The organism is Pseudomonas sp. FR229a (genome assembly GCF_030209115.1).
GTDB lineage: Bacteria > Pseudomonadota > Gammaproteobacteria > Pseudomonadales > Pseudomonadaceae > Aquipseudomonas > Aquipseudomonas moraviensis_A.
On the sequence record NZ_JARVSP010000012.1, the window covers coordinates 108,962 to 128,378 of the forward strand.

At 55.9% G+C, this 19,417-nt stretch carries 17 protein-coding genes; 4 read left to right on the plus strand and 13 right to left on the minus strand.

What is annotated here, in order from left to right; translation table 11 throughout:
* Positions 1-5 precede the first annotated feature (5 nt).
* From QRN33_RS11065 to QRN33_RS11080, 4 genes are read left to right on the plus strand one after another with little or no spacing between them, the layout of a single operon-like run.
* Positions 6-1,109 carry a DegT/DnrJ/EryC1/StrS family aminotransferase gene (locus tag QRN33_RS11065; RefSeq protein ID WP_281923345.1) on the plus strand — a complete coding sequence of 368 codons (1,104 nt, stop codon included), beginning with the start codon at positions 6-8 and terminating at the stop codon, positions 1,107-1,109.
* Positions 1,109-2,143, plus strand: a complete 1,035-nt coding sequence (locus tag QRN33_RS11070; RefSeq protein ID WP_285408567.1) for a glycosyltransferase family 4 protein — start codon at positions 1,109-1,111, stop codon at positions 2,141-2,143. Before QRN33_RS11065 ends, QRN33_RS11070 begins: the two co-directional genes overlap by 1 nt.
* A complete protein-coding gene (locus tag QRN33_RS11075) occupies positions 2,140-3,177 on the plus strand; it encodes a glycosyltransferase family 4 protein (RefSeq protein ID WP_285408568.1) in 1,038 nt (345 codons plus the stop codon). The genes QRN33_RS11070 and QRN33_RS11075 overlap by 4 nt, the downstream gene beginning before the upstream one ends.
* The gene (locus QRN33_RS11080) at positions 3,174-4,475 is read left to right on the plus strand and encodes a glycosyltransferase (RefSeq protein WP_285408569.1); all 1,302 of its coding nucleotides are present in this window, start codon (positions 3,174-3,176) and stop codon (positions 4,473-4,475) included. Before QRN33_RS11075 ends, QRN33_RS11080 begins: the two co-directional genes overlap by 4 nt.
* A gap of 50 nt (positions 4,476-4,525) precedes the next feature.
* Here QRN33_RS11080 and QRN33_RS11085 read toward each other — a convergent pair whose 3' ends face one another.
* The 13 genes from QRN33_RS11085 to QRN33_RS11145 form a co-directional block, all read right to left on the minus strand.
* Positions 4,526-5,911 (minus strand): glycosyltransferase family 4 protein, encoded by a 1,386-nt coding sequence (locus QRN33_RS11085; RefSeq protein ID WP_285408570.1) that lies wholly within the window; start codon positions 5,909-5,911, stop codon positions 4,526-4,528.
* The gene (locus tag QRN33_RS11090; RefSeq protein WP_285408571.1) at positions 5,908-7,131 is read right to left on the minus strand and encodes a glycosyltransferase family protein; all 1,224 of its coding nucleotides are present in this window, start codon (positions 7,129-7,131) and stop codon (positions 5,908-5,910) included. The genes QRN33_RS11085 and QRN33_RS11090 overlap by 4 nt, the downstream gene beginning before the upstream one ends.
* Before the next feature lie 101 nt (positions 7,132-7,232).
* Positions 7,233-8,597 (minus strand): phosphohexomutase domain-containing protein, encoded by a 1,365-nt coding sequence (locus QRN33_RS11095; protein WP_285408572.1) that lies wholly within the window; start codon positions 8,595-8,597, stop codon positions 7,233-7,235.
* A gap of 143 nt (positions 8,598-8,740) precedes the next feature.
* Positions 8,741-10,183: a mannose-1-phosphate guanylyltransferase/mannose-6-phosphate isomerase gene (locus QRN33_RS11100; protein WP_285408573.1), complete on the minus strand. Its 1,443-nt coding sequence runs from the start codon at positions 10,181-10,183 to the stop codon at positions 8,741-8,743.
* A gap of 252 nt (positions 10,184-10,435) precedes the next feature.
* A complete protein-coding gene (gene rfbA, locus QRN33_RS11105; protein ID WP_064361506.1) occupies positions 10,436-11,326 on the minus strand; it encodes a glucose-1-phosphate thymidylyltransferase RfbA in 891 nt (296 codons plus the stop codon).
* Positions 11,323-12,216, minus strand: a complete 894-nt coding sequence (gene rfbD / locus QRN33_RS11110) for a dTDP-4-dehydrorhamnose reductase (protein ID WP_285408575.1) — start codon at positions 12,214-12,216, stop codon at positions 11,323-11,325. Before rfbD ends, rfbA begins: the two co-directional genes overlap by 4 nt.
* Entirely contained in the window at positions 12,213-13,289 is a 1,077-nt protein-coding gene (rfbB, locus tag QRN33_RS11115) for a dTDP-glucose 4,6-dehydratase (protein WP_042607936.1), read from the minus strand. Before rfbB ends, rfbD begins: the two co-directional genes overlap by 4 nt.
* A gap of 222 nt (positions 13,290-13,511) precedes the next feature.
* Positions 13,512-13,751, minus strand: coding sequence for a LapA family protein (locus tag QRN33_RS11120; RefSeq protein ID WP_285408578.1), 240 nt, complete (start codon positions 13,749-13,751; stop codon positions 13,512-13,514).
* A 30-nt stretch (positions 13,752-13,781) separates the two neighbouring features.
* Positions 13,782-14,078 (minus strand): integration host factor subunit beta, encoded by a 297-nt coding sequence (gene ihfB / locus QRN33_RS11125; protein ID WP_007950920.1) that lies wholly within the window; start codon positions 14,076-14,078, stop codon positions 13,782-13,784.
* Positions 14,079-14,231: 153 nt separating this feature from the next.
* A complete protein-coding gene (locus QRN33_RS11130) occupies positions 14,232-14,510 on the minus strand; it encodes a hypothetical protein (protein ID WP_281923329.1) in 279 nt (92 codons plus the stop codon).
* A 193-nt stretch (positions 14,511-14,703) separates the two neighbouring features.
* Positions 14,704-16,389, minus strand: coding sequence for a 30S ribosomal protein S1 (rpsA, locus tag QRN33_RS11135; protein WP_016770920.1), 1,686 nt, complete (start codon positions 16,387-16,389; stop codon positions 14,704-14,706).
* Positions 16,390-16,508: 119 nt separating this feature from the next.
* Positions 16,509-17,198 carry a (d)CMP kinase gene (gene cmk, locus QRN33_RS11140; protein WP_024013869.1) on the minus strand — a complete coding sequence of 230 codons (690 nt, stop codon included), beginning with the start codon at positions 17,196-17,198 and terminating at the stop codon, positions 16,509-16,511.
* The gene (locus QRN33_RS11145) at positions 17,195-19,402 is read right to left on the minus strand and encodes a bifunctional prephenate dehydrogenase/3-phosphoshikimate 1-carboxyvinyltransferase (protein WP_285408583.1); all 2,208 of its coding nucleotides are present in this window, start codon (positions 19,400-19,402) and stop codon (positions 17,195-17,197) included. Before QRN33_RS11145 ends, cmk begins: the two co-directional genes overlap by 4 nt.
* Between the last annotated feature and the right edge of the window lie 15 nt (positions 19,403-19,417).

Genomic DNA, 19,417 nt, shown 5'->3' on the forward strand with positions numbered 1-19,417 from the left:
CGAACATGAAACGTATTTCCGTCGCACAACCGAAACTTGCTGGCAATGAGCGCAACTATGTAATGGATTGCCTCGATACGAATTGGATTTCATCGAACGGCAAATACATCGGCGCTTTCGAAGAGAGCTTCGCAGCTTTCTGTGGCGTCAAACACGCCATCGCCACCAACAATGGCACAACAGCATTGCACTTGGCGCTGGTCGTTCTCGACCTGCAACCCGGTGACGAAGTTATTATTCCGACGGTGACTTACATCGCGACAGCGAACGCCGTACGTTATTGCGGAGCTACTCCGGTACTGGTGGACGTTTGTGCCGACACCATGAACATTGACCCGCAGACCATCGAAAGCAAGATCACCGCGAAGACCAAAGGCATTATTCCAGTTCACCTCTATGGTCATCCGGCCCAGATGGACGTCGTCAACCAAATCGCCCACAAGCATAATCTGTGGGTCGTCGAGGACGCCGCCGAAGCCCATGGTGCCGAAGTCAAAGGTAGCAAAGTGGGTAGCATGGGCACCTGCGCAACCTTCAGCTTTTTCGGCAACAAGATCGTCACAACCGGTGAAGGCGGGATGATCACTACCAATGACGACGAGCTTGCTGCCAAGCTGCGACTGTTCCGCGGCCAAGGCATGGATCCGAACCGTCGCTACTGGTTCCCGGTCATTGGTTACAACTACCGCATGACCAACATCCAGGCGGCCATCGGCCTTGCGCAAATGGAAAACATTGCGACCGCACTGGCCGACCGTGAGCGCATTGCCGGTTGGTACAACGAAGCGCTGGCTGACCTCAAGGACAAGATTGTCCTGCCAACCCAGGCCTCCTGGGCCAAACAGGTTTTCTGGATGTACAACATTTTCCTGGCCGACGGTGACGAACACAAACGTGATGCCGTGATGCAGAAGATGGACGAAATGGGCATTGAAACCCGACCTGTGTTCTACCCGATGCACGTCTTACCGCCGTACAAGGAAGACAACCATTACCCGGTAGCCGACCTCTGGTCCGGCCGCGGCATCAACCTGCCGACGCACCAGGATTTGACGCAAGAAGACATCATCAGAGTCGCAGCCAGCTTGCGTGAGGTCTTGACGGCCTGATGAAAATCGCACTTTGCTCCACGTTCGTTCCCTTCATTAGAGGTGGCGGAAGAAACATCGTCGACTGGCTGGCTTCTACCCTGACTGAAGCCGGCCATCAGGTCGAGATCGTTTATCTGCCCGAGCTGGATGCACCGGATCTTTTGTTTCAGCAGATGATGGCATTGCGCTGGGTGGATCTTCAGGCAGCTGACCGTGTCATCTGCTTCAGACCTCAATCACACCTGATTGAACACCCACACAAGATTCTGTGGTTCATTCACCACATTCGCGCGTTTTACGATATGTGGGACAGCCCTTATCGGGATTTTGCCGATGACACAAAACACCGTGCAATCCGGGAAGCGCTGTTCGATGCGGACACTCGCGCTCTGGGTGAAGCAAAGGCGATTTTCACCAACTCGAAAGTTGTGTCTGGAAGACTCAAAACCTTCAACGACATCGACAGCGAAGTCCTCTACCCTCCCGTGTTTGAATCCGAACGCTTCTTCTGCTCCGGATACAATGACGAGATCGTGTACATGTGCCGCGTTGAGCATCATAAGCGCCAACACTTGCTTATCGAGGCACTGAGCTTCACCACGACCCCGGTTCGCTTGCGCATTCTAGGGACCGGTGCGAGCCCTGCCTACGTGGATGACCTTCGTCAAAAAATCAAGGACTACAATCTATCGGATCGAGTCACTCTCGAAGACCGCTGGATTACCGAAGAAGAAAAAGTCGCACATCTGTCAGTTTGTCTTGCTGCTGCGTACTTGCCGGTGGATGAAGATTCCTACGGGTATCCGAGCCTGGAAGCCAGTCACGCAGAGAAATCCGTTCTTACCACTACAGACTCCGGTGGAGTTCTTGAACTGGTTCAGGATGGTTTCAACGGCTATATCGCAGAACCAACACCCGAGTCATTAGCCAACGCAATGGACAAATTGTTCAGGGAGCGAAACGTGACAGAAGCCATGGGCAAGAACGCCAAACAGCGACTGGTTGATTTGAAAATTTCTTGGTCGCATGTGTTGGAGCGCCTTTTGGCATGAAAGTCTTGATCGTTAACAACATGGCTCCGTTCATCTGGGGCGGCGCAGAAGAACTGGCTGTCAACCTGGAAAAAAATCTGATCATTGCCGGGCATGATGCGGAAATCATGCGTATTCCTTTTCAATGGGAACCGGCTTCCAGGATCCCCTCGCAGATGTTGCTGGCACGTACTCTTGAAGTCTTCAATGCTGATCACGTCATTGCTCTCAAGTTTCCGGCGTATCTGATCCGGCACCACAGAAAATCCCTATGGCTGCTTCATCAATACCGCCAGGCCTATGATCTGTTCGATGTAGGGCAAACCAACCTGCCTGCGGACAAAACTGGCGATGACATTCGAAAAGCAATTATCCATGCTGATAATGAAAGTTTTGCTGAAAGTCGTCATATCTATACCAATTCCGAAATCACTCGGCAGCGGCTGCTCAAGTACAACGGCTTTGATTCTCAGGTGCTGCTCCCCCCCGTCAATGATCCGCAAGCCTTTGGCGGCGGCAAGCATGACGACTATATTTTTGCCGGCGGCAGAGTAAATGGCATGAAGCGCCAATACTTGCTACTGCAAGCGCTGGCCAAAGCCGACAAACGGGTCAAGTTAATTATCGCCGGCCCACCTGAATCCGATTCCGACACGAAGCAACTGCATTCGATCGTTGAAGAGTTCGGCTTACAGGATCGCGTAAAGCTTGACCTGCGTTTCTTGCCCCGAGCCACGTACGCGGATTACGTTAATCGCGCCCTGGCCGTGGCATACATTCCTTTTGATGAAGATTCGCTGGGTTATGTGGCCATGGAAGCAGCCACCGCTCGTAAGGCCTTGATCACGACTACCGACAGCGGTGGCATCCTCGGACTGGTCAATCACGAGGAAACCGGCTGGAGAGCGGAACCGACAGTGCAAGGTCTGGCTGAAGCAATGAGCGCCGCCTATGAAAACAAGACCCGCACCCAACAGTATGGCGAGGACGCCCAGGCATTGTGGAACAGCCTTGGCATAAACTGGCCCGAGACCGTCGAGGCGCTGCTCAAATGAAACTTGTCATTTTCACACCAGGTGTCAAATCTTCAGCCATTGGTCGAATGACACGTCTCGTCGTGCGTGCCTTGCTGGCGCAAAAGCATCACGTAGTTCTCGTCCGAACCGAAAGTCAACATGTTCTCTCCAGAGAACCCCACGACTTCGGCTGTACGCTATTGCAGTGGACGGACGAAGCGCAGGTCGCCCATGAAATAGCGACCGCTGATAGCCTGATTTATCAAATTGGCGATAACTACGAGTTTCATGAAGGTGGCGTAACCTGGCTCCAAAAGGCACCTGGCATCGTCTGCCTGCACGACTTTTTTCTTGGCCATTTATTCTGGGGCTGGTCGCAGGAGCGACGCGATCAAGCCCATAGCGTGCTGACCCGGTGGTACGGAGAGCAAATTGCGGCCGATTACTTCAACGTCAGTGACAGCGCGGCCTTTATCAGGTCGACCCGGGAAGCTGCACCTTTGACTGAATGGATCAGTTCGCTTGCCACCGGCGTGATGACTCATAGTTATTGGGGTTGTGATCGGGTCATGGCGGCATGCGCAGGCCCGGTTTTTGTAACGCCACTCGCCTACGATGCGCCAGGCGCTATCACGGCGACAGGTCAATCCAGTGGTGGTAAAAAACTGAAGGTATTGACCATTGGTCACGTCAATCCGAATAAACGAGTTGAGAGTTGCATCAAGGCAATTGCGAGCGATCCTCTGCTGAGGAAAAACCTGAGCTATCGGCTGGTCGGCGCAGTTGCTCCCGAAGTTGCCCAACAGCTCACAGAGTTGGCGGCCAGCAGCGGTGTCGAACTGGTTATTTCCAATGAAGTCGATGACGCTACTTTGTCACAGGCCATCAGGGAAGCCGATGTGATCAGCTGTCTGCGGTGGCCAAGCCTGGAAGCCGCCTCAGCTTCAGCCATTGAAGCGATGCTCTACGGCAAAGCAACGATCGTGACAGACACCGGTTTTTATAAAGAACTACCAGACCAGTATGTGCGCAAGGTGTCGCCCGACCAGGAGATGGAGGATCTGAAGCAGATCTTTCTTTCGCTGCACAACGATCGCGCCTCTACCGTGGATATTGGAAAAAATGCACAAGCGTGGGCGAAAGAAACATTTACAGCTGAAAACTATGCACACCGACTTGAACAAGCCATCCCGGTAGTTCGTCGCGCACAAGTAATCATCTCGGCGGTCGATCACTTTGCACATATCATTGATAGATGGTCAGCAAATCCTGAGTTGCTGACAACGCAAGACATCACCAAGCCGCTGAGCATTTTTAATACCAACACGATTGTCTGAATCTGCGTTTTCGGTGGATCACCCTGTGATCCACCGAAAACGTGTTACTGCTACTTCAGACTTGCAAAGATGAACTGTGCGGTCTCAGCCCAGGCCACAGGTTTATAATCTCGGTTGATAGCCTCTTCCTTGGCAGCAAGTGCGAAAGGATCGAAAGCATATTTCTGTAGTTCGGTGGCCCACACCGAAACATCCCACGGCTCCAGATAATCCAGAAGCTCTCCACCGACTTCAGGAATTGATGCGGCGCTCGAAGCCAGGCAATACTTGCCGGCCGCCAGGCTTTCCGCAACCGGCAACCCCCACCCTTCATACAACGATGGAAACGCAGTCATCATGCAATGACGATATAAATGCATGAGATCAGAATCGGACACATTGTTGAGAATGCGGATGTAGGGCTTCGTTCTCGGATCCAGCCGAATGTCCGCCAGTAAGTCTCCAACCCCCCATCCCGGCATTCCGACGAATACAAGTTTGGGCAAATCCTGAACGCCCTCGTCAATCAAACGGGCGTAGGCTCGGTAAAGGACTTCATGGTTCTTGCGGCGCTCGATCGTCGAAACGAACAGCACAAACCGCTCTTTGAGCAGCGCTTTCACTTCAGGGGAAATATTGTCGCTCAACTCATGAGAGAGCTGACATCCCAGCTTGACCACGGCGGTCTCGGGTACAGGCGCACCCAACTCTTCCAGCAGCGCCACAAGATCCTTGCGGGTGCATTCAGAGATACACAGAATCTTGTCCGCGCACCAGGCAACGTCGGTGAAGTAATTGGCAAACCTGGCTGCCACATCGCCGACACACAGGTGAGGAAGCCTGACCGGAATGACGTCGTAGCAGAAGAGAACAACGCGCAGGCCGACATTCTTCTTCAGCTCATACAGGTATGGAAGGTTCTTGTTATCCCAATCCAGCCCGACAGAAATGTAACTGTCACCTTTTGAAAAAGGATGTTCAGTGATGCTCGCCTGTTGCGACGACGGATTAAATACGTGGCCTCGATGAGCAGGCTTGAAAAAGCCTCTGAGCGCCGAGCGCAGGTGCCGAACACCGACAACGGCCTCGACGATGGATACGCGTCGCTGTTGGAAAAACTGATAGATGCGACCGCTGATTTTCGTCGGCAGTCGATTCAACACTTTAAGGGCTTTTTCTTTGACACGGGCTTCGATCGAACTCTTGTTCGAACTGATGACAGCCACTTGAGACGGGGCACTTGAATGCCCTGCCGATATTCTTTTCAGCGTCGCTGTCACTTCGCCCGCGCCAATGGCGCTGTAACCCGTAGAGTGGTTGTAGAAGCAGAACTTCACATCCTCACCCGCCGCAATCAGTTCAAGCGCATGGGCAGCCGCTTCCGCCTCGGTACGAATAATGCCTACCGCTGGCCGATGCCAGCCCAGGATGGTCGTTACATCAAACCACGTGGTCATGCTTGCGCCTTCTTCTCTATGACTGCTGCCGCTGCAAGCGGTATTGATTCCAGGCTTCGCGCCCAGGTCAGAGACTCCCGGGCGTCCTTGTCCGGCCCCTTGCTGTCAACTGTCGCAGGCCCTGTCAAACGGTTACGGATGGCCGCATGAAATTCACTTGGCGTGCGGGCAACGCTGATTTCCGGAAGATTCAAGTGCTGCTCGAAACCCCGGAACGCCGATTCGGTACCGACAACGTACTTGCCCGAATAGATGGCTTCAGCCGTCTTGATGTTTGAACCGCCGCCATGAGGAATCGGCAACAAAAATGCATGGGCGAGGGTTTTAACTGCATCCAGGTCGTCATCCGGCAGCATGTATAAAAGCTGCAGGCGCGAGAGGTTCAACTGACCCCAGCGACTGTCCCGAAGTGTCGACTCCAGGTGTTCACAGACACTGCCGACCACAACCAGTTTACTGTCGGGTGGAATGCAGGCCAGGGAACTGCCCAGGCACTCGTTGAAACCTTTGAAGTTGGGAGGATGAGCGCTGGCAACATAGAGAATCCACGGCGACCGGGGCAAACGCGACTTCCAGGTTTCAAGCACGTCAGCCTTGGCATTCCAGGGCGCGATGCCGTTGGGAGCGAGCAAAGGCATTTTCGCGCCCCACTCCCTGAGGATGTCGAAGTCCGCCTGCGTGACGGCCACGGCGATGTCGGCCTCCAGCGCAGCCTTGCGCTCAAGCGCTTCGATATCGGCAATGACCGGCTCGGCACCCTTGATGTTGTAACTGTCGAGGATTTCCAGCTTGAGCGGCGCCTCGATATTCTGCGAACCATAAACAAGGCACGCGTTGCTGTACTGAGGCATCTCCTTGATTTTCATCACCAGAGGCCAAAGCCATGGTTGCTCAACATGAATCACATCGATGACCGCAGGCAGCTTCTTGAGAATCTCGGCAAAGCCGCCCTCTTGCGAAGCCGCGAACTCACCCGAAAGCAGATCGTTGATCAACGGCACATAGGTGCCCTTGTACTTTCTGAAGATGCTACCGGCCGGGAATTTGACGTCGTTGGCACCCAATGTCGACGGCGGATAGCCTTCGGGTTCATAAACCGCCAGGTGTGTAACATCCCAACCGTTTTCGCTGAACGTTTTCGCGATATTGGCGACACGGACCTGCCCGCCATGTCGGGGGCTGATAATTGGGTAAGTACTTAGCAATAAAACCGTTTTCAAAATATGAACCTATTGAATTGATATTTCACAACCCGCGACCGCGCCACAATGTTGCGACCATCGAAGCACGGGCGCCGATGAATACCAAAAAACCGGAGTTCTCACGCCCCCTTGATCAACAACTCGAGATCCTTCAGACGCGCCCACATCAGCGCCTCATCGCCCTTCGCTTCAACGTTCAATCGCAACAGCGGCTCGGTATTTGAGCCGCGCAAATTAAAGCGCCAATCTGCAAAGGAAACGCTGATACCGTCGGTTTTGTCGAGCTTTGGATTCTGAGGCAAGTAATGCTCCAGAACCTTCTGCAACATGGCCGGCACATCCTCGACCCGGTAATTGATCTCACCGGTGCAAGGGTATGCAGAAATACGTTCATCAACCAGTTGGGCCAAAGTCTTGCCAGTGGAAGACATCAAAGCCGTCACCAACAACCACGGAATCATCCCGCTGTCGCAGTAGGCAAAGTCACGAAAGTAGTGGTGGGCACTCATTTCACCACCATAGATTGCATCTTCAACGCGCATCCGCTCTTTGATGAAGGCATGCCCGGTCTTGCACAGCACCGGCACTCCGCCCGCCTGCTCAACCTGATCGATGGTGTTCCAGGTCAGGCGCGGGTCGTGAATGATCTTGCTGCCCGGATGTTGCTTGAGGAGCATTTCCGCCAGTAGACCGACCAGGTAATAACCTTCGATAAACCGGCCTGTTTCATCGAAAAAGAAACAGCGGTCGAAATCCCCATCCCAGGCCAACCCGAGATCGCAAGCGTTGTCGAGCAGCGCCTGACGAGTCAGCTCACGGTTTTCGGGCAACAACGGGTTCGGTACGCCATTGGGGAAATTACCGTCTGGCTCAGCATTGATCAGCACCCATTCGAACGGCAGTTTGTCGATCAATGCCTGCAGAACCGGGCCGGCAGCGCCATTACCCGGATCTGCCAGTACCTTCAGAGGCTTCAAATCCGCAACGTTGATGTAGGAGAGCAAGTGATCGATGTAACGAGTTTTGTCTGACTCGTGGCGGACTTCGCCAGCCTTGTCGGCCAACTCGCCCAGGTCTCCACTTTCCACACGATCACGGATGGCGTTCAGACCGGTGTCACCGCTGATCGGGCGCGATTGCGACTTGACCAGTTTCATCCCGTTATAACCCTTGGGATTGTGGCTTGCAGTAATCATCACGCCGCCATCCGCATCGAATGCGCTCGTGGCGAAGTACACTTCCTCGGTGCCGCACAGCCCGATATCGATAACGTCTGCGCCAGCCTCAATTAGCCCGCGAGTCATCGCATCAGCCAGCATCGGGCTTTCCAGCCGCATATCCCGCCCCAATACGATGCTTTTACCTCGCAACTCGGTGACCATTGCCCGGCCAATTTGATAGGCAACGTCCTCGTTGAGATCCGAAGGCACTTGGCCACGGATGTCATAAGCCTTGAAACACAGGGTTTTGATAGGGGTATGCATTCTGATCTCTTGCCCGGGAATCTGCGATGACGCACCTGACCGCAACGGCACATCATCTATGAGGATAGAATTTTGAAGGTCAACACATACAAATAAGCCCGACCGGTAAAATCGCCGATCAGGCTTATGGCTGCAACCCGCTGTTATTTATCTACGCGACCATAGTTGTCTTCGAAGCGGACGATATCGTCTTCACCCAGATAATCGCCGCTCTGCACCTCGATCAGCACCAGGTCAATGACGCCCGGGTTCATGAGGCGATGCTGGTGACCGGCACGGATGAACGTCGACTCGTTGGTGTTGAGCATCAGTTCCTGCTGGTCGTTGACCACGACCGCCATCCCGCTGACGACGATCCAGTGTTCACTGCGGTGATGATGCATCTGCAGCGACAGCGACGCCTTGGGCTTTACGACAATCCGCTTGATCTTGAAGCGTTCGCCATTTTCCAGGGTCGTGTAGGTCCCCCATGGACGGTGGACCGTACGGTGCAGCAAATGCACGGTATGGCTGCACGCCTTGAGCTGATTGACGATGTGTTTCACGTCTTGAGCGTGATCTTTATGAGCAATCATCACCGCATCAGGTGTGTCGATGACCAACAGGTCTTCCACACCGACCAGCGCGGTCAGACGACCTTCGCTGTTCACATAATTATTGCGCGAGCCATGGGACAGCACTTCGCCTTCAAAGCGGTTGCCGTTTTCATCCGGCGCAGTCAGTTCGCTCACCGCGTTCCATGAGCCGATGTCACTCCAGCCGATGTCACACGGAATGGTTGCGACTTTCTGGGAACGCTCCATCAATGCATAGTCGATTGAAATATCCGGCACCTGCGCAAAGCTTTCGCTGTCCAGCGCCAGGCAACGATATTTGTTGGAGGAAGTCAGGCGAGACACCTCGATAGTCTTTGCAACTGCCTCGACAACGTCGGGGGCGTGCAGCCGAAGCTCTTCCAGGACGGTGCCTACACGGAAACAGAACATGCCCGAGTTCCAGAAATAGTTGCCGGCACCGACGTAGTTCTGTGCAGTCTCCAGATCAGGCTTCTCGACAAACCGGGCGACCTTCAGCCCGCCTTTGAGCGGCGCCTCTTTCTGCGCCTCGATGTAACCGAACCCGGTTTCCGGATAGGTCGGCTGAATGCCGAACGTGACCAGCCAGCCTTCACTGGCCAGCGCCACGGCATTGGACACCGCCGCGGCAAAGGCTTTTTCGTCCTGAATCAAATGATCGGCTGCGAGCACCAGCATGTGCGCATCGGGGCCGTGGGTGGCCTCCAGTTGCAAGGCTGCCGCCGCGACTGCAGCGGCAGTATTGCGCCCGAACGGCTCGAGAATGAAGCCCTGCGCGTGCCTGGCCGTGTTGACGAGGCCGTATTCATCTTCAGTCTTGAACAGCAGCTCACGATTGGTCACGGTGAGGACTTCCACCACACCGTCCAGCCGTGAGGCACGCAGGAACGTCTTCTGGATCAGATTCTGACCATCCGGCAACTCCATGAAGGGCTTGGGATGGGCTTCACGGGATACAGGCCACAACCGGCTGCCCACTCCGCCAGACAAAATTACGGGAATCAGTTCCATGCTCAAAGTCCTTAACCCTCTCTCCCGCCAGTGATTGTCAGGAAAGCAGTCTCAATTATGTTTGCAATCCAACTGCACCAAACCCGGTGCAGAATCCTTGCCCCGCCTCTCGATCTCAAGACAGCGGGACTGATGACACATGCGCCCTCGCGAGCGCTGAATACGTTGCGTAATTGCCTGCCATTCTACAGCGCCAATCGCAATTGATACCTCGACAGAATGCAACAAACAGCGCTCGATAAACCGCGCCCGTCAACGTGCTGGCTGATCGAGCAGCTTCTGCAGATATTGCCCGTAACCGGTTTTCTTCAGGCGCAGCGCCTGAGCTTCGACTTGCTCTGCGCTGATCCAGCCGTTGTGGTAGGCGATTTCTTCAAGGCAAGCGACTTTGAGCCCCTGACGGTGCTCGATGGTGTGGACGAAATGCCCGGCTTCCAGCAGCGAGTCATGCGTACCGGTATCCAGCCAGGCAAAGCCGCGCCCCAACATTTCGACGTTCAGGGTTTTCTGTTCCAGATACGCGCGATTGATGTCGGTGATTTCCAGCTCGCCCCGCTCCGACGGTTTGATGTTCTTGGCAATTTCAACGACCTGGTTATCGTAGAAGTACAACCCGGTCACGGCGTAGTTGGATTTCGGCTTCAGTGGCTTTTCTTCGATGCTCAGCGCGCAGCCATTGGCATCGAATTCCACCACTCCGAAACGCTCCGGGTCGGACACGTGATAGCCGAACACTGTCGCGCCTGAGGCCTGAGCGTTGGCAGAGCGCAGGTTTTCAGTGAAGTACTGACCGTAAAAGATATTGTCGCCGAGAATCAGGCAGCAAGGGTCGCTACCGATAAACGACTCGCCGATGATGAACGCCTGCGCAAGGCCGTCCGGGCTCGGCTGCTCGGCATAACTCAACTCGATGCCATACAGACTGCCGTCACCCAAGAGCTTGCGGAAATTGGGCAAGTCTTCAGGGGTCGAAATGATCAGGATTTCTCGTATGCCCGCGAGCATGAGCACCGACAACGGATAGAAAATCATCGGTTTGTCGTAGATAGGCAGCAGCTGCTTGGACACCCCCAGCGTGACCGGATGCAAACGTGTCCCGGAGCCACCTGCCAGAATGATGCCTTTACGATTGGTCTTGATCATTTATTCAGAATTTCCCTGAGCATTCGGGTTACACCACTTTGCCAATCCGGCAAGTGTAGAGAAAAAGTAGTGCGCAGCTTTTGAGTATCCAGTCGCGAGTTAAGCGGCCGGTGTGCGGGCGTCGGATAGGCAGTGGTTTCGACCGGCTCGATAGCCTTCACGGCGAGTAATTCACCATTGGCTTTAGCGAAAGCGATCACCTCGCTTGCGTAGCCATGCCAGGACACTTCACCAGCGGCTGCCAAGTGGTACAACCCCGCCAGCTCGGGCTGTTGCAGGGCCTGGCGAAGCGCCTGAGCCGTTACGTCGGCAATCAGATCTGCACCGGTAGGCGCACCAATCTGATCCGCGACCACGCTCAACGTTTCGCGATCGCTGGCCAAGCGCAGCATCGTCTTCGCGAAGTTGTTACCGCGAGCACCATAAACCCAGCTGGTACGGAAGATCAGGTGCTTGCAGTCCGATGCAGTGATTGCCCGCTCGCCGGCGAGTTTGCTGGAGCCATAGTGGTTCACCGGCGCAACGGCATCGGTTTCCCGCCACGCGGCAGTGCCCTGGCCATTGAAAACGTAATCGGTCGAGTAATGAACCAGCCAGGCACCGGAGGCGGCGGCTTCTTCAGCCATAACACCCGCTGCAATGCCGTTTACACGGTCAGCCAACTCGGTTTCCGATTCGGCTTTATCAACGGCAGTGTAAGCAGCAGCGTTAACGATAACGTTGGGCCGCACCTGCCGAATCGTCGCGCGAAGAGCCTCGGGATTCGACAGATCGCCATTCAATCCATCGGCCTGATGGCGATCAAGTGCAATCAACTCTCCAAGCGGAGCCAGAGAGCGTTGCAGCTCCCAGCCCACCTGACCGTTCTTGCCCAGCAACAGAATTTTCATGCGTTGTTCGAGCGATCCGTGTAGTTCTGATCGATCCACTGCTGATAGCTGCCGCTCTTCACGTGCTCAACCCAATCAGCGTTGTTCAAATACCATTCGACGGTCTTGCGGATCCCGGTCTCGAAGGTCTCTTCAGGCGCCCAACCCAATTCCCGCTGGATCTTGCTGGCATCGATTGCATAACGCTGATCATGCCCCGGGCGGTCCTGGACATAGGTAATCAGGCTGGCATGGGGACGATGGGCCGAATCAGGTCGCAACTCATCGAGCAACGAACACAGGGTATGCACCACGTCGATGTTCTGTTTTTCGTTGTGTCCACCGATGTTGTAGGTCTCACCGATGACGCCTTCGGTGACTACTTTGTACAACGCACGAGCATGATCCTCGACATACAACCAATCGCGAACCTGATCGCCTTTGCCGTACACCGGCAGCGGCTTGCCTTCAAGTGCGTTGAGAATGATCAGCGGGATCAGCTTCTCAGGGAAGTGACATGGGCCATAGTTGTTCGAGCAGTTGGTCACCAGCGTAGGCAAGCCATAAGTGCGTGCCCAGGCACGAACCAGATGATCGGAGCTGGCCTTGCTCGCCGAGTAGGGTGAGCTTGGTTGATAAGGCGTGGTTTCGGTGAAGAGGTCTTCCGGACCTTCGAGGTCTCCGTAAACTTCGTCAGTCGAAATGTGGTGGAAGCGGAAGCGCGCTTTACGCGCATCGTCCAGCGCAGCCCAGTAGTGGCGCGCGGCCTCGAGCAGCGTGTAGGTACCGATGATATTGGTCTGGATGAAGTCAGACGGGCCCGATATCGAGCGATCGACGTGGGATTCTGCGGCCAGGTGCATGATTGCATCCGGTTGATGCTCACGCAGAACGCGGTCGATCTGCTCACGATCACAGATATCGACTCGCTCGAACGCATAACGCGAATTCTGGCTGACTTCCGCCAAGGACTCCAGATTGCCGGCGTACGTGAGTTTATCGACGTTAACGACTGCATCGGAAGTGTTGGAGATGATGTGACGGATGACTGCCGAGCCAATGAAGCCGGCACCGCCGGTAACTAGAATTTTCACGCGAAGCGATACCCTTGAGCTGCGGACAGCGCTGCCAGCGAGCGCGGTCTAGTCCATGATTGCAGAAGCCACTATCAGTCGGCATCCGTCAGAGTCAGTCTGAATCGACATGCAGAAGGCACGATCGAACAAGGGACGCATTTTACAGCTTAATGATGGTTTTACTAATGGATAAAGACAGGCCGAGGCGCAATTTCGACAGATGCCGTGCGCCTGCCGTTTTCAGACCATTCGCTTGCGTGCAGCTCTGGACGAACGCCCCAGAAGCCAGCCCAACACCGGGCCGATCAGCATGCCGATCAGCAGCGCCAATACTGTAACCACCGAGACTGGCAACTGCGGGCCGGAAAAACCCAGAAACAAAAGCGCAACCGATTGCTGGTTCTCCAGTACAAACGCCAGAACAACCAGAACCATCAACAGAAGAAATACGCCAAGCAGTATGCGTTTCAGATTACGCATTCACGCGCCCTCGAATTTGAATAGCGAAGATCAAGCGCCCTCCTCCTCTTCCTCGTTCACGCGGTCACGCAATTCCTTGCCCGGTTTGAAATGCGGAACGAATTTGCCGTCCAGACTGACAGACTGGCCGGTCTTTGGGTTACGGCCGACGCGGGGCGCGCGGTAGTGCAGGGAGAAGCTGCCGAATCCACGGATCTCAATGCGATCACCGGTGGCAAGGCACTGAGACATTTGTTCAAGCATGGTCTTGATAGCCAGCTCAACATCCTTGGATGAGAGTAGCCCTTGATGGGTGACAATTCGTTCGATCAACTCCGACTTCGTCATATTTTTCCCTTCTTTTTCAAGCAGCTAGATCAGCGCTTGAAAGGTTTTAGCATGCCCCGAAGAATTTGAACAGCCCAGGGATTGACATATCTTCCCCCGCGTTAAAACGCCCATTTTCAGGGCATCGAACCCGCGAGCCGGAACGCTGCGCACCTAGCGACACATCACCAGCATGGTCCGGGTGACAAAGCCTGCGGGATTGAAGCCGAACGGATAGTCGTCTTCATCTTTCGCATCATCAGAGCGGGTGATCACCTTGTATCCCTTGCCCTTACACTCCTTCGCTGCACGTTTCTGACACTTTTCCCAACCGGAGCCCAGCCCCGAGCAGTCGACCTCGATACCGCTAACGCCACGCACTGCATGGGTCTTTGCGCTGGTGGTACACCCTGCCAGCGCCAATACCATTGCAACAACATATAACTTGTTCATCCACTTCCTTATGCCAGGCAAGCCCGACGACTACACGCTCAAGACCAAGCTTAGTCGCGAATAGGCGATTGATCCGATTAAAGAAACAGACCCACAGGCGGACGCAATGGTTTCATGCACGGGCGTACAAAGACCAAATCGCAGACACAAAAAAGGGCGACCGAAGTCGCCCTTTTTCATGATCAAGCAGAACTTAGTTCTGTTTGGCCATTGCTTGACGCAGCAGTGCCGCCATAGTGGTGTCAGCTGCTTCACCTTCCGGAGCTGCTTTCAGGCTCTGGATGGCTTCTTTCTCTTCAGCATCGTCTTTCGACTTGATCGAGAGCTGGATTACGCGGCTCTTGCGATCAACGCTGATGATCTTGGCTTCAACTTCCTGACCTTCTTTCAGAACGTTGCGCGCGTCTTCAACGCGGTCACGGCTGATTTCGGAGGCTTTCAGGGTAGCTTCGATGTCGTCGGCCAGAACGATGATGGCGCCTTTGGCGTCAACTTCTTTCACGGTACCGGTCACGATAGCGCCCTTGTCGTTAACCGAGACGTACTCGGAGAACGGATCGCTTTCCAGTTGCTTGATGCCCAGGGAGATGCGCTCGCGCTCCGGGTCAACCGACAGGATGACAGTGTCCAGCTCGTCGCCCTTCTTGAAACGACGTACGGCTTCTTCGCCCACTTCGTTCCAGGAGATGTCGGACAGGTGAACCAGACCGTCGATGCCGCCGTCCAGACCAATGAAGATACCGAAATCGGTGATCGACTTGATGGTGCCGGAGATCTTGTCGCCCTTGTTGAACTGGCCAGAAAAGTCTTCCCATGGGTTCGACTTGCACTGCTTGATGCCCAGGGAGATACGACGACGCTCTTCGTCGATGTCCAGAACCATGACTTCCACTTCGTCGCCGACTTGTACGACTTTCGAAGGGTGGATGTTCTTGTTGGTCCAGTCCATTTCCGAAACGTGTACCAGGCCTTCAACGCCTTCTTCCAGCTCAGCGAAGCAGCCGTAGTCAGTCAGGTTGGTTACACGAGCGGTTACGCGAGTGCCTTCTGGGTAACGGGCTTTGATAGCAACCCATGGATCTTCGCCCAGTTGCTTCAGGCCCAGGGAAACACGGTTGCGTTCGCGATCGTATTTCAGAACCTTGACGTCGATTTCGTCACCAACGTTGACGATCTCGGAAGGATGCTTGATGCGCTTCCAGGCCATGTCGGTGATGTGCAGCAGGCCGTCCACGCCACCCAGATCGACGAATGCGCCGTAATCGGTGAGGTTTTTGACGATACCTTTGACTTGCTGGCCTTCCTGCAGGGATTCCAGCAGAGCTTCACGCTCGGCGGAGTTCTCGGCTTCGAGGACGCTGCGACGGGAAACGACAACGTTGTTGCGCTTCTGGTCCAGCTTGATGACCTTGAATTCCAGCTCTTTGCCTTCCAGGTGCGTGGTGTCGCGCACAGGACGGACGTCAACCAGGGAACCTGGCAGGAACGCACGGATGCCGTTAACGTCGACAGTGAAGCCGCCTTTAACCTTACCGTTAATAACGCCCTTGACCACTTCCTCGGCTGCGAAGGCTGCTTCCAGAACGATCCAGCATTCAGCGCGCTTGGCTTTTTCACGGGACAGCTTGGTTTCGCCAAAGCCGTCTTCAACCGAATCCAGAGCAACGTGAACTTCATCACCAACGTTGATGTTCAGTTCGCCAGCATCGTTGTAGAACTGCTCAAGCGGGATGAGTGCTTCAGACTTCAGACCAGCGTGAACGGTTACCCAGCGAGCCTGGTAATCGATATCAACGATAACACCGGTGATGATGGAGCCTGCCTGAAGGTTCAGGGTTTTCAGGCTTTCTTCAAAGAGTTCCGCAAAGCTTTCGCTCATTTTAATTCCTGTAGATGAGGGCGAAGTAAACGCCCATCTCCACACCCCAGACGGTGTGGGTTAGTTTCATTTAAAAGAAGCACCGCAGGACTATGACTGGGCCCCTGCGGCCCTCTTGGTCACCCGGCGATATCGCGAATGGCGATCTCGCTCATGATGCGTTCAAGCACCTGATCGATGGAAAGCTCCGTGGAATCCAGCTGAATCGCGTCGGCCGCCGGCTTGAGCGGGGCTACTGCGCGCTGGGTGTCACGCTCATCGCGTGCACGGATCTCATCTAGCAGACTCGACAGACTAACACCCTCGACTTTGCCCTTCAACTGCAAATATCGACGGCGCGCCCGCTCCTCGGCACTGGCGGTCAGGAAAATCTTCAGCGGTGCATCCGGAAAAACCACCGTACCCATGTCGCGACCGTCAGCCACCAGGCCTGGCGCCTCCTGGAATGCGCGCTGGCGCTGCAGCAGCGCCTCGCGGACGGCGGGCAGCGCAGCCACTTGCGAGGCACCGGAACCGACGCTTTCAGTGCGAATGACATCGCTGACTTCATCGCCTTCCAGAATGATCCGCTGTAACTGACCTTCGGTCGCGGCGATGAACTGCACATCCAGATGAGCGGCCAATGTCTTCAACAGCTCTTCGTTGGTCAGGTCGACGCCATGATTGTGCGCAGCGAACGCGAGCAAACGATAAAGCGCACCGGAATCCAGCAGGTTCCAGCCCAGACGCTTGGCCAGAATCCCGGCGACCGTGCCTTTGCCGGAGCCGCTTGGCCCATCGATGGTGATGACCGGTGCAATGTTTTTCACGACTGAGCCTCTTGTGCCACACGAATGCCGACTTGCCCGCACAGCGCGAGGAAGTTGGGGAACGAGGTCGCGACGTTAGCGCAATCGTGGATGCGGATCGGTGCGGTAGCGCGCAACGAGGCAACGCTGAAAGCCATGGCAATACGGTGATCGCCGTGACCGTGCACTTCACCGCCGCCGATCGGGCCGCCGTCGATGATGATGCCGTCCGGGGTCGGTTCGCACTTGACGCCCAGCGCCAGCAAACCGTCCGCCATGACCTGGATCCGGTCGGATTCCTTGACCCGCAGCTCTTCGGCGCCGGTCAGCACGGTCCGCCCTTCGGCGCATGCAGCAGCCACGAACAGTACCGGGAATTCGTCGATCGCCAGCGGCACCAGTTCTTCCGGAATCTCGATACCTTTGAGTCTAGCTTCCCGCACGCGCAAGTCAGCCACTGGCTCACCGCCGACTTCGCGCTGGTTTTCCAGAGTGATATCAGCGCCCATCAAACGCAGGATGTCGATCACGCCAGTACGGGTCGGGTTGATACCGACGTGCTCCAGCACCAGCTCGGAACCCTCGGCGATCGAGGCCGCGACGAGGAAGAACGCCGATGACGAGATATCGCCCGGCACTTCGATGTGAGTTGCAGTGAGCTTGCCGCCGGACTCGACCGAAGCCGTGGCACCGTCAACGCTGACCGGGTAGCCGAAGCCACGCAGCATGCGCTCGGTGTGGTCACGGGTCGGTGCTGGCTCGGTGACGGTGGTCTTGCCTTCGGCGTACAGGCCGGCAAGCAGCAGGCAGGATTTCACCTGAGCGCTGGCCATCGGCATGGTGTAGGTCAGGCCTTTGAGCTTGTGGCCACCGCGAATGGTCATTGGCGGACGACCTTCAGCGGCGGTTTCGATCACGGCGCCCATTTCCCGCAGAGGATTGGCCACACGATTCATCGGACGCTTGGACAGCGACGCGTCGCCTGTCAGTGTACTGTCGAAGTTCTGCGCCGCCAGCAGGCCGGAGAGCAGGCGCATCGAGGTGCCGGAGTTGCCCAGATAGATCGGGCCCGGCGCCGGTTTCAGGCCGTGCAGGCCGACACCGTGAATGGTCACGCGGCCGTGGTGCGGGCCTTCGATGACCACGCCCATGTCGCGAAACGCCTGCAAGGTCGCCAGGGCGTCTTCGCCCTCGAGGAAGCCTTCGACTTCGGTGACGCCTTCGGCCAGCGAGCCGAGCATGATCGAACGGTGGGAAATCGATTTGTCACCCGGTACGCGAATCCGACCGGACAGGCGGCCACCAGGTTGAGCCAGGAAGATCAGATCGTTGGAATTCATAGCGTCCACATAGGCCCTGCGGGCCAGGATTTTACTGAAATGCTCGCGGGCAACCCGGGCGCGCGTGAAAACGCCCAACAATTGGTGCCCATCCCCTGCATCGACCGCGTCGCGCAAGGCGTCGAGGTCGCTGCGAAATGTATCGAGTGTGCGCAGGACAGCCTCGCGGTTGGCGAGGAAGATGTCGTGCCACATCACCGGGTCGCTTCCGGCGATTCTTGTGAAATCGCGAAAACCACCGGCAGCGTAACGGAAGATCTCCAGATTTTCATTGCGCTTGGCCAACGAATCGACCAGACCAAAGGCCAGCAGGTGCGGTAGATGACTGGTCGCGGCAAGCACTTCGTCGTGACGCTCGACCTGCATGTGCTCGACATCGGCGCCCAGCTCGCGCCACAGGCGATCGACCAGCGCCAGCGCGGCAGGATCGGTCTGCTCAAGCGGCGTCAGGATCACCTTGTGCCGACGGAACAGCTCGGCATTCGAGGCTTCCACCCCGCTCTGCTCGGAACCGGCAATCGGGTGGCCCGGCACGAACCGCGCCGGCATGCCGCCGAACGCTTCGGTCGCCGCGCGCACCACATTGCCCTTGGCGCTGCCGACATCCGTGAGGATCGCCTGCCCCAGATCCATTACAGCCAGACGTGCGAGCAGTTTTTCCATCGCCAGAATCGGCACCGCCAGCTGAATCACATCAGCGCCGACGCAGGCTGCCGCCAAGTCGTCTTCACAGCGATCGACGACCCCCAACTCGACCGCGAGCTTGCGCGATTGCGGATCCAGATCGACGCCGACCACTTCACGGCACAGGCCGCTTTCACGCAAGCCTTTGGCAAACGAACCACCGATCAATCCCAGACCGACCACCACAAGGCGATCGATCATAGGTGCAGCAGGTTG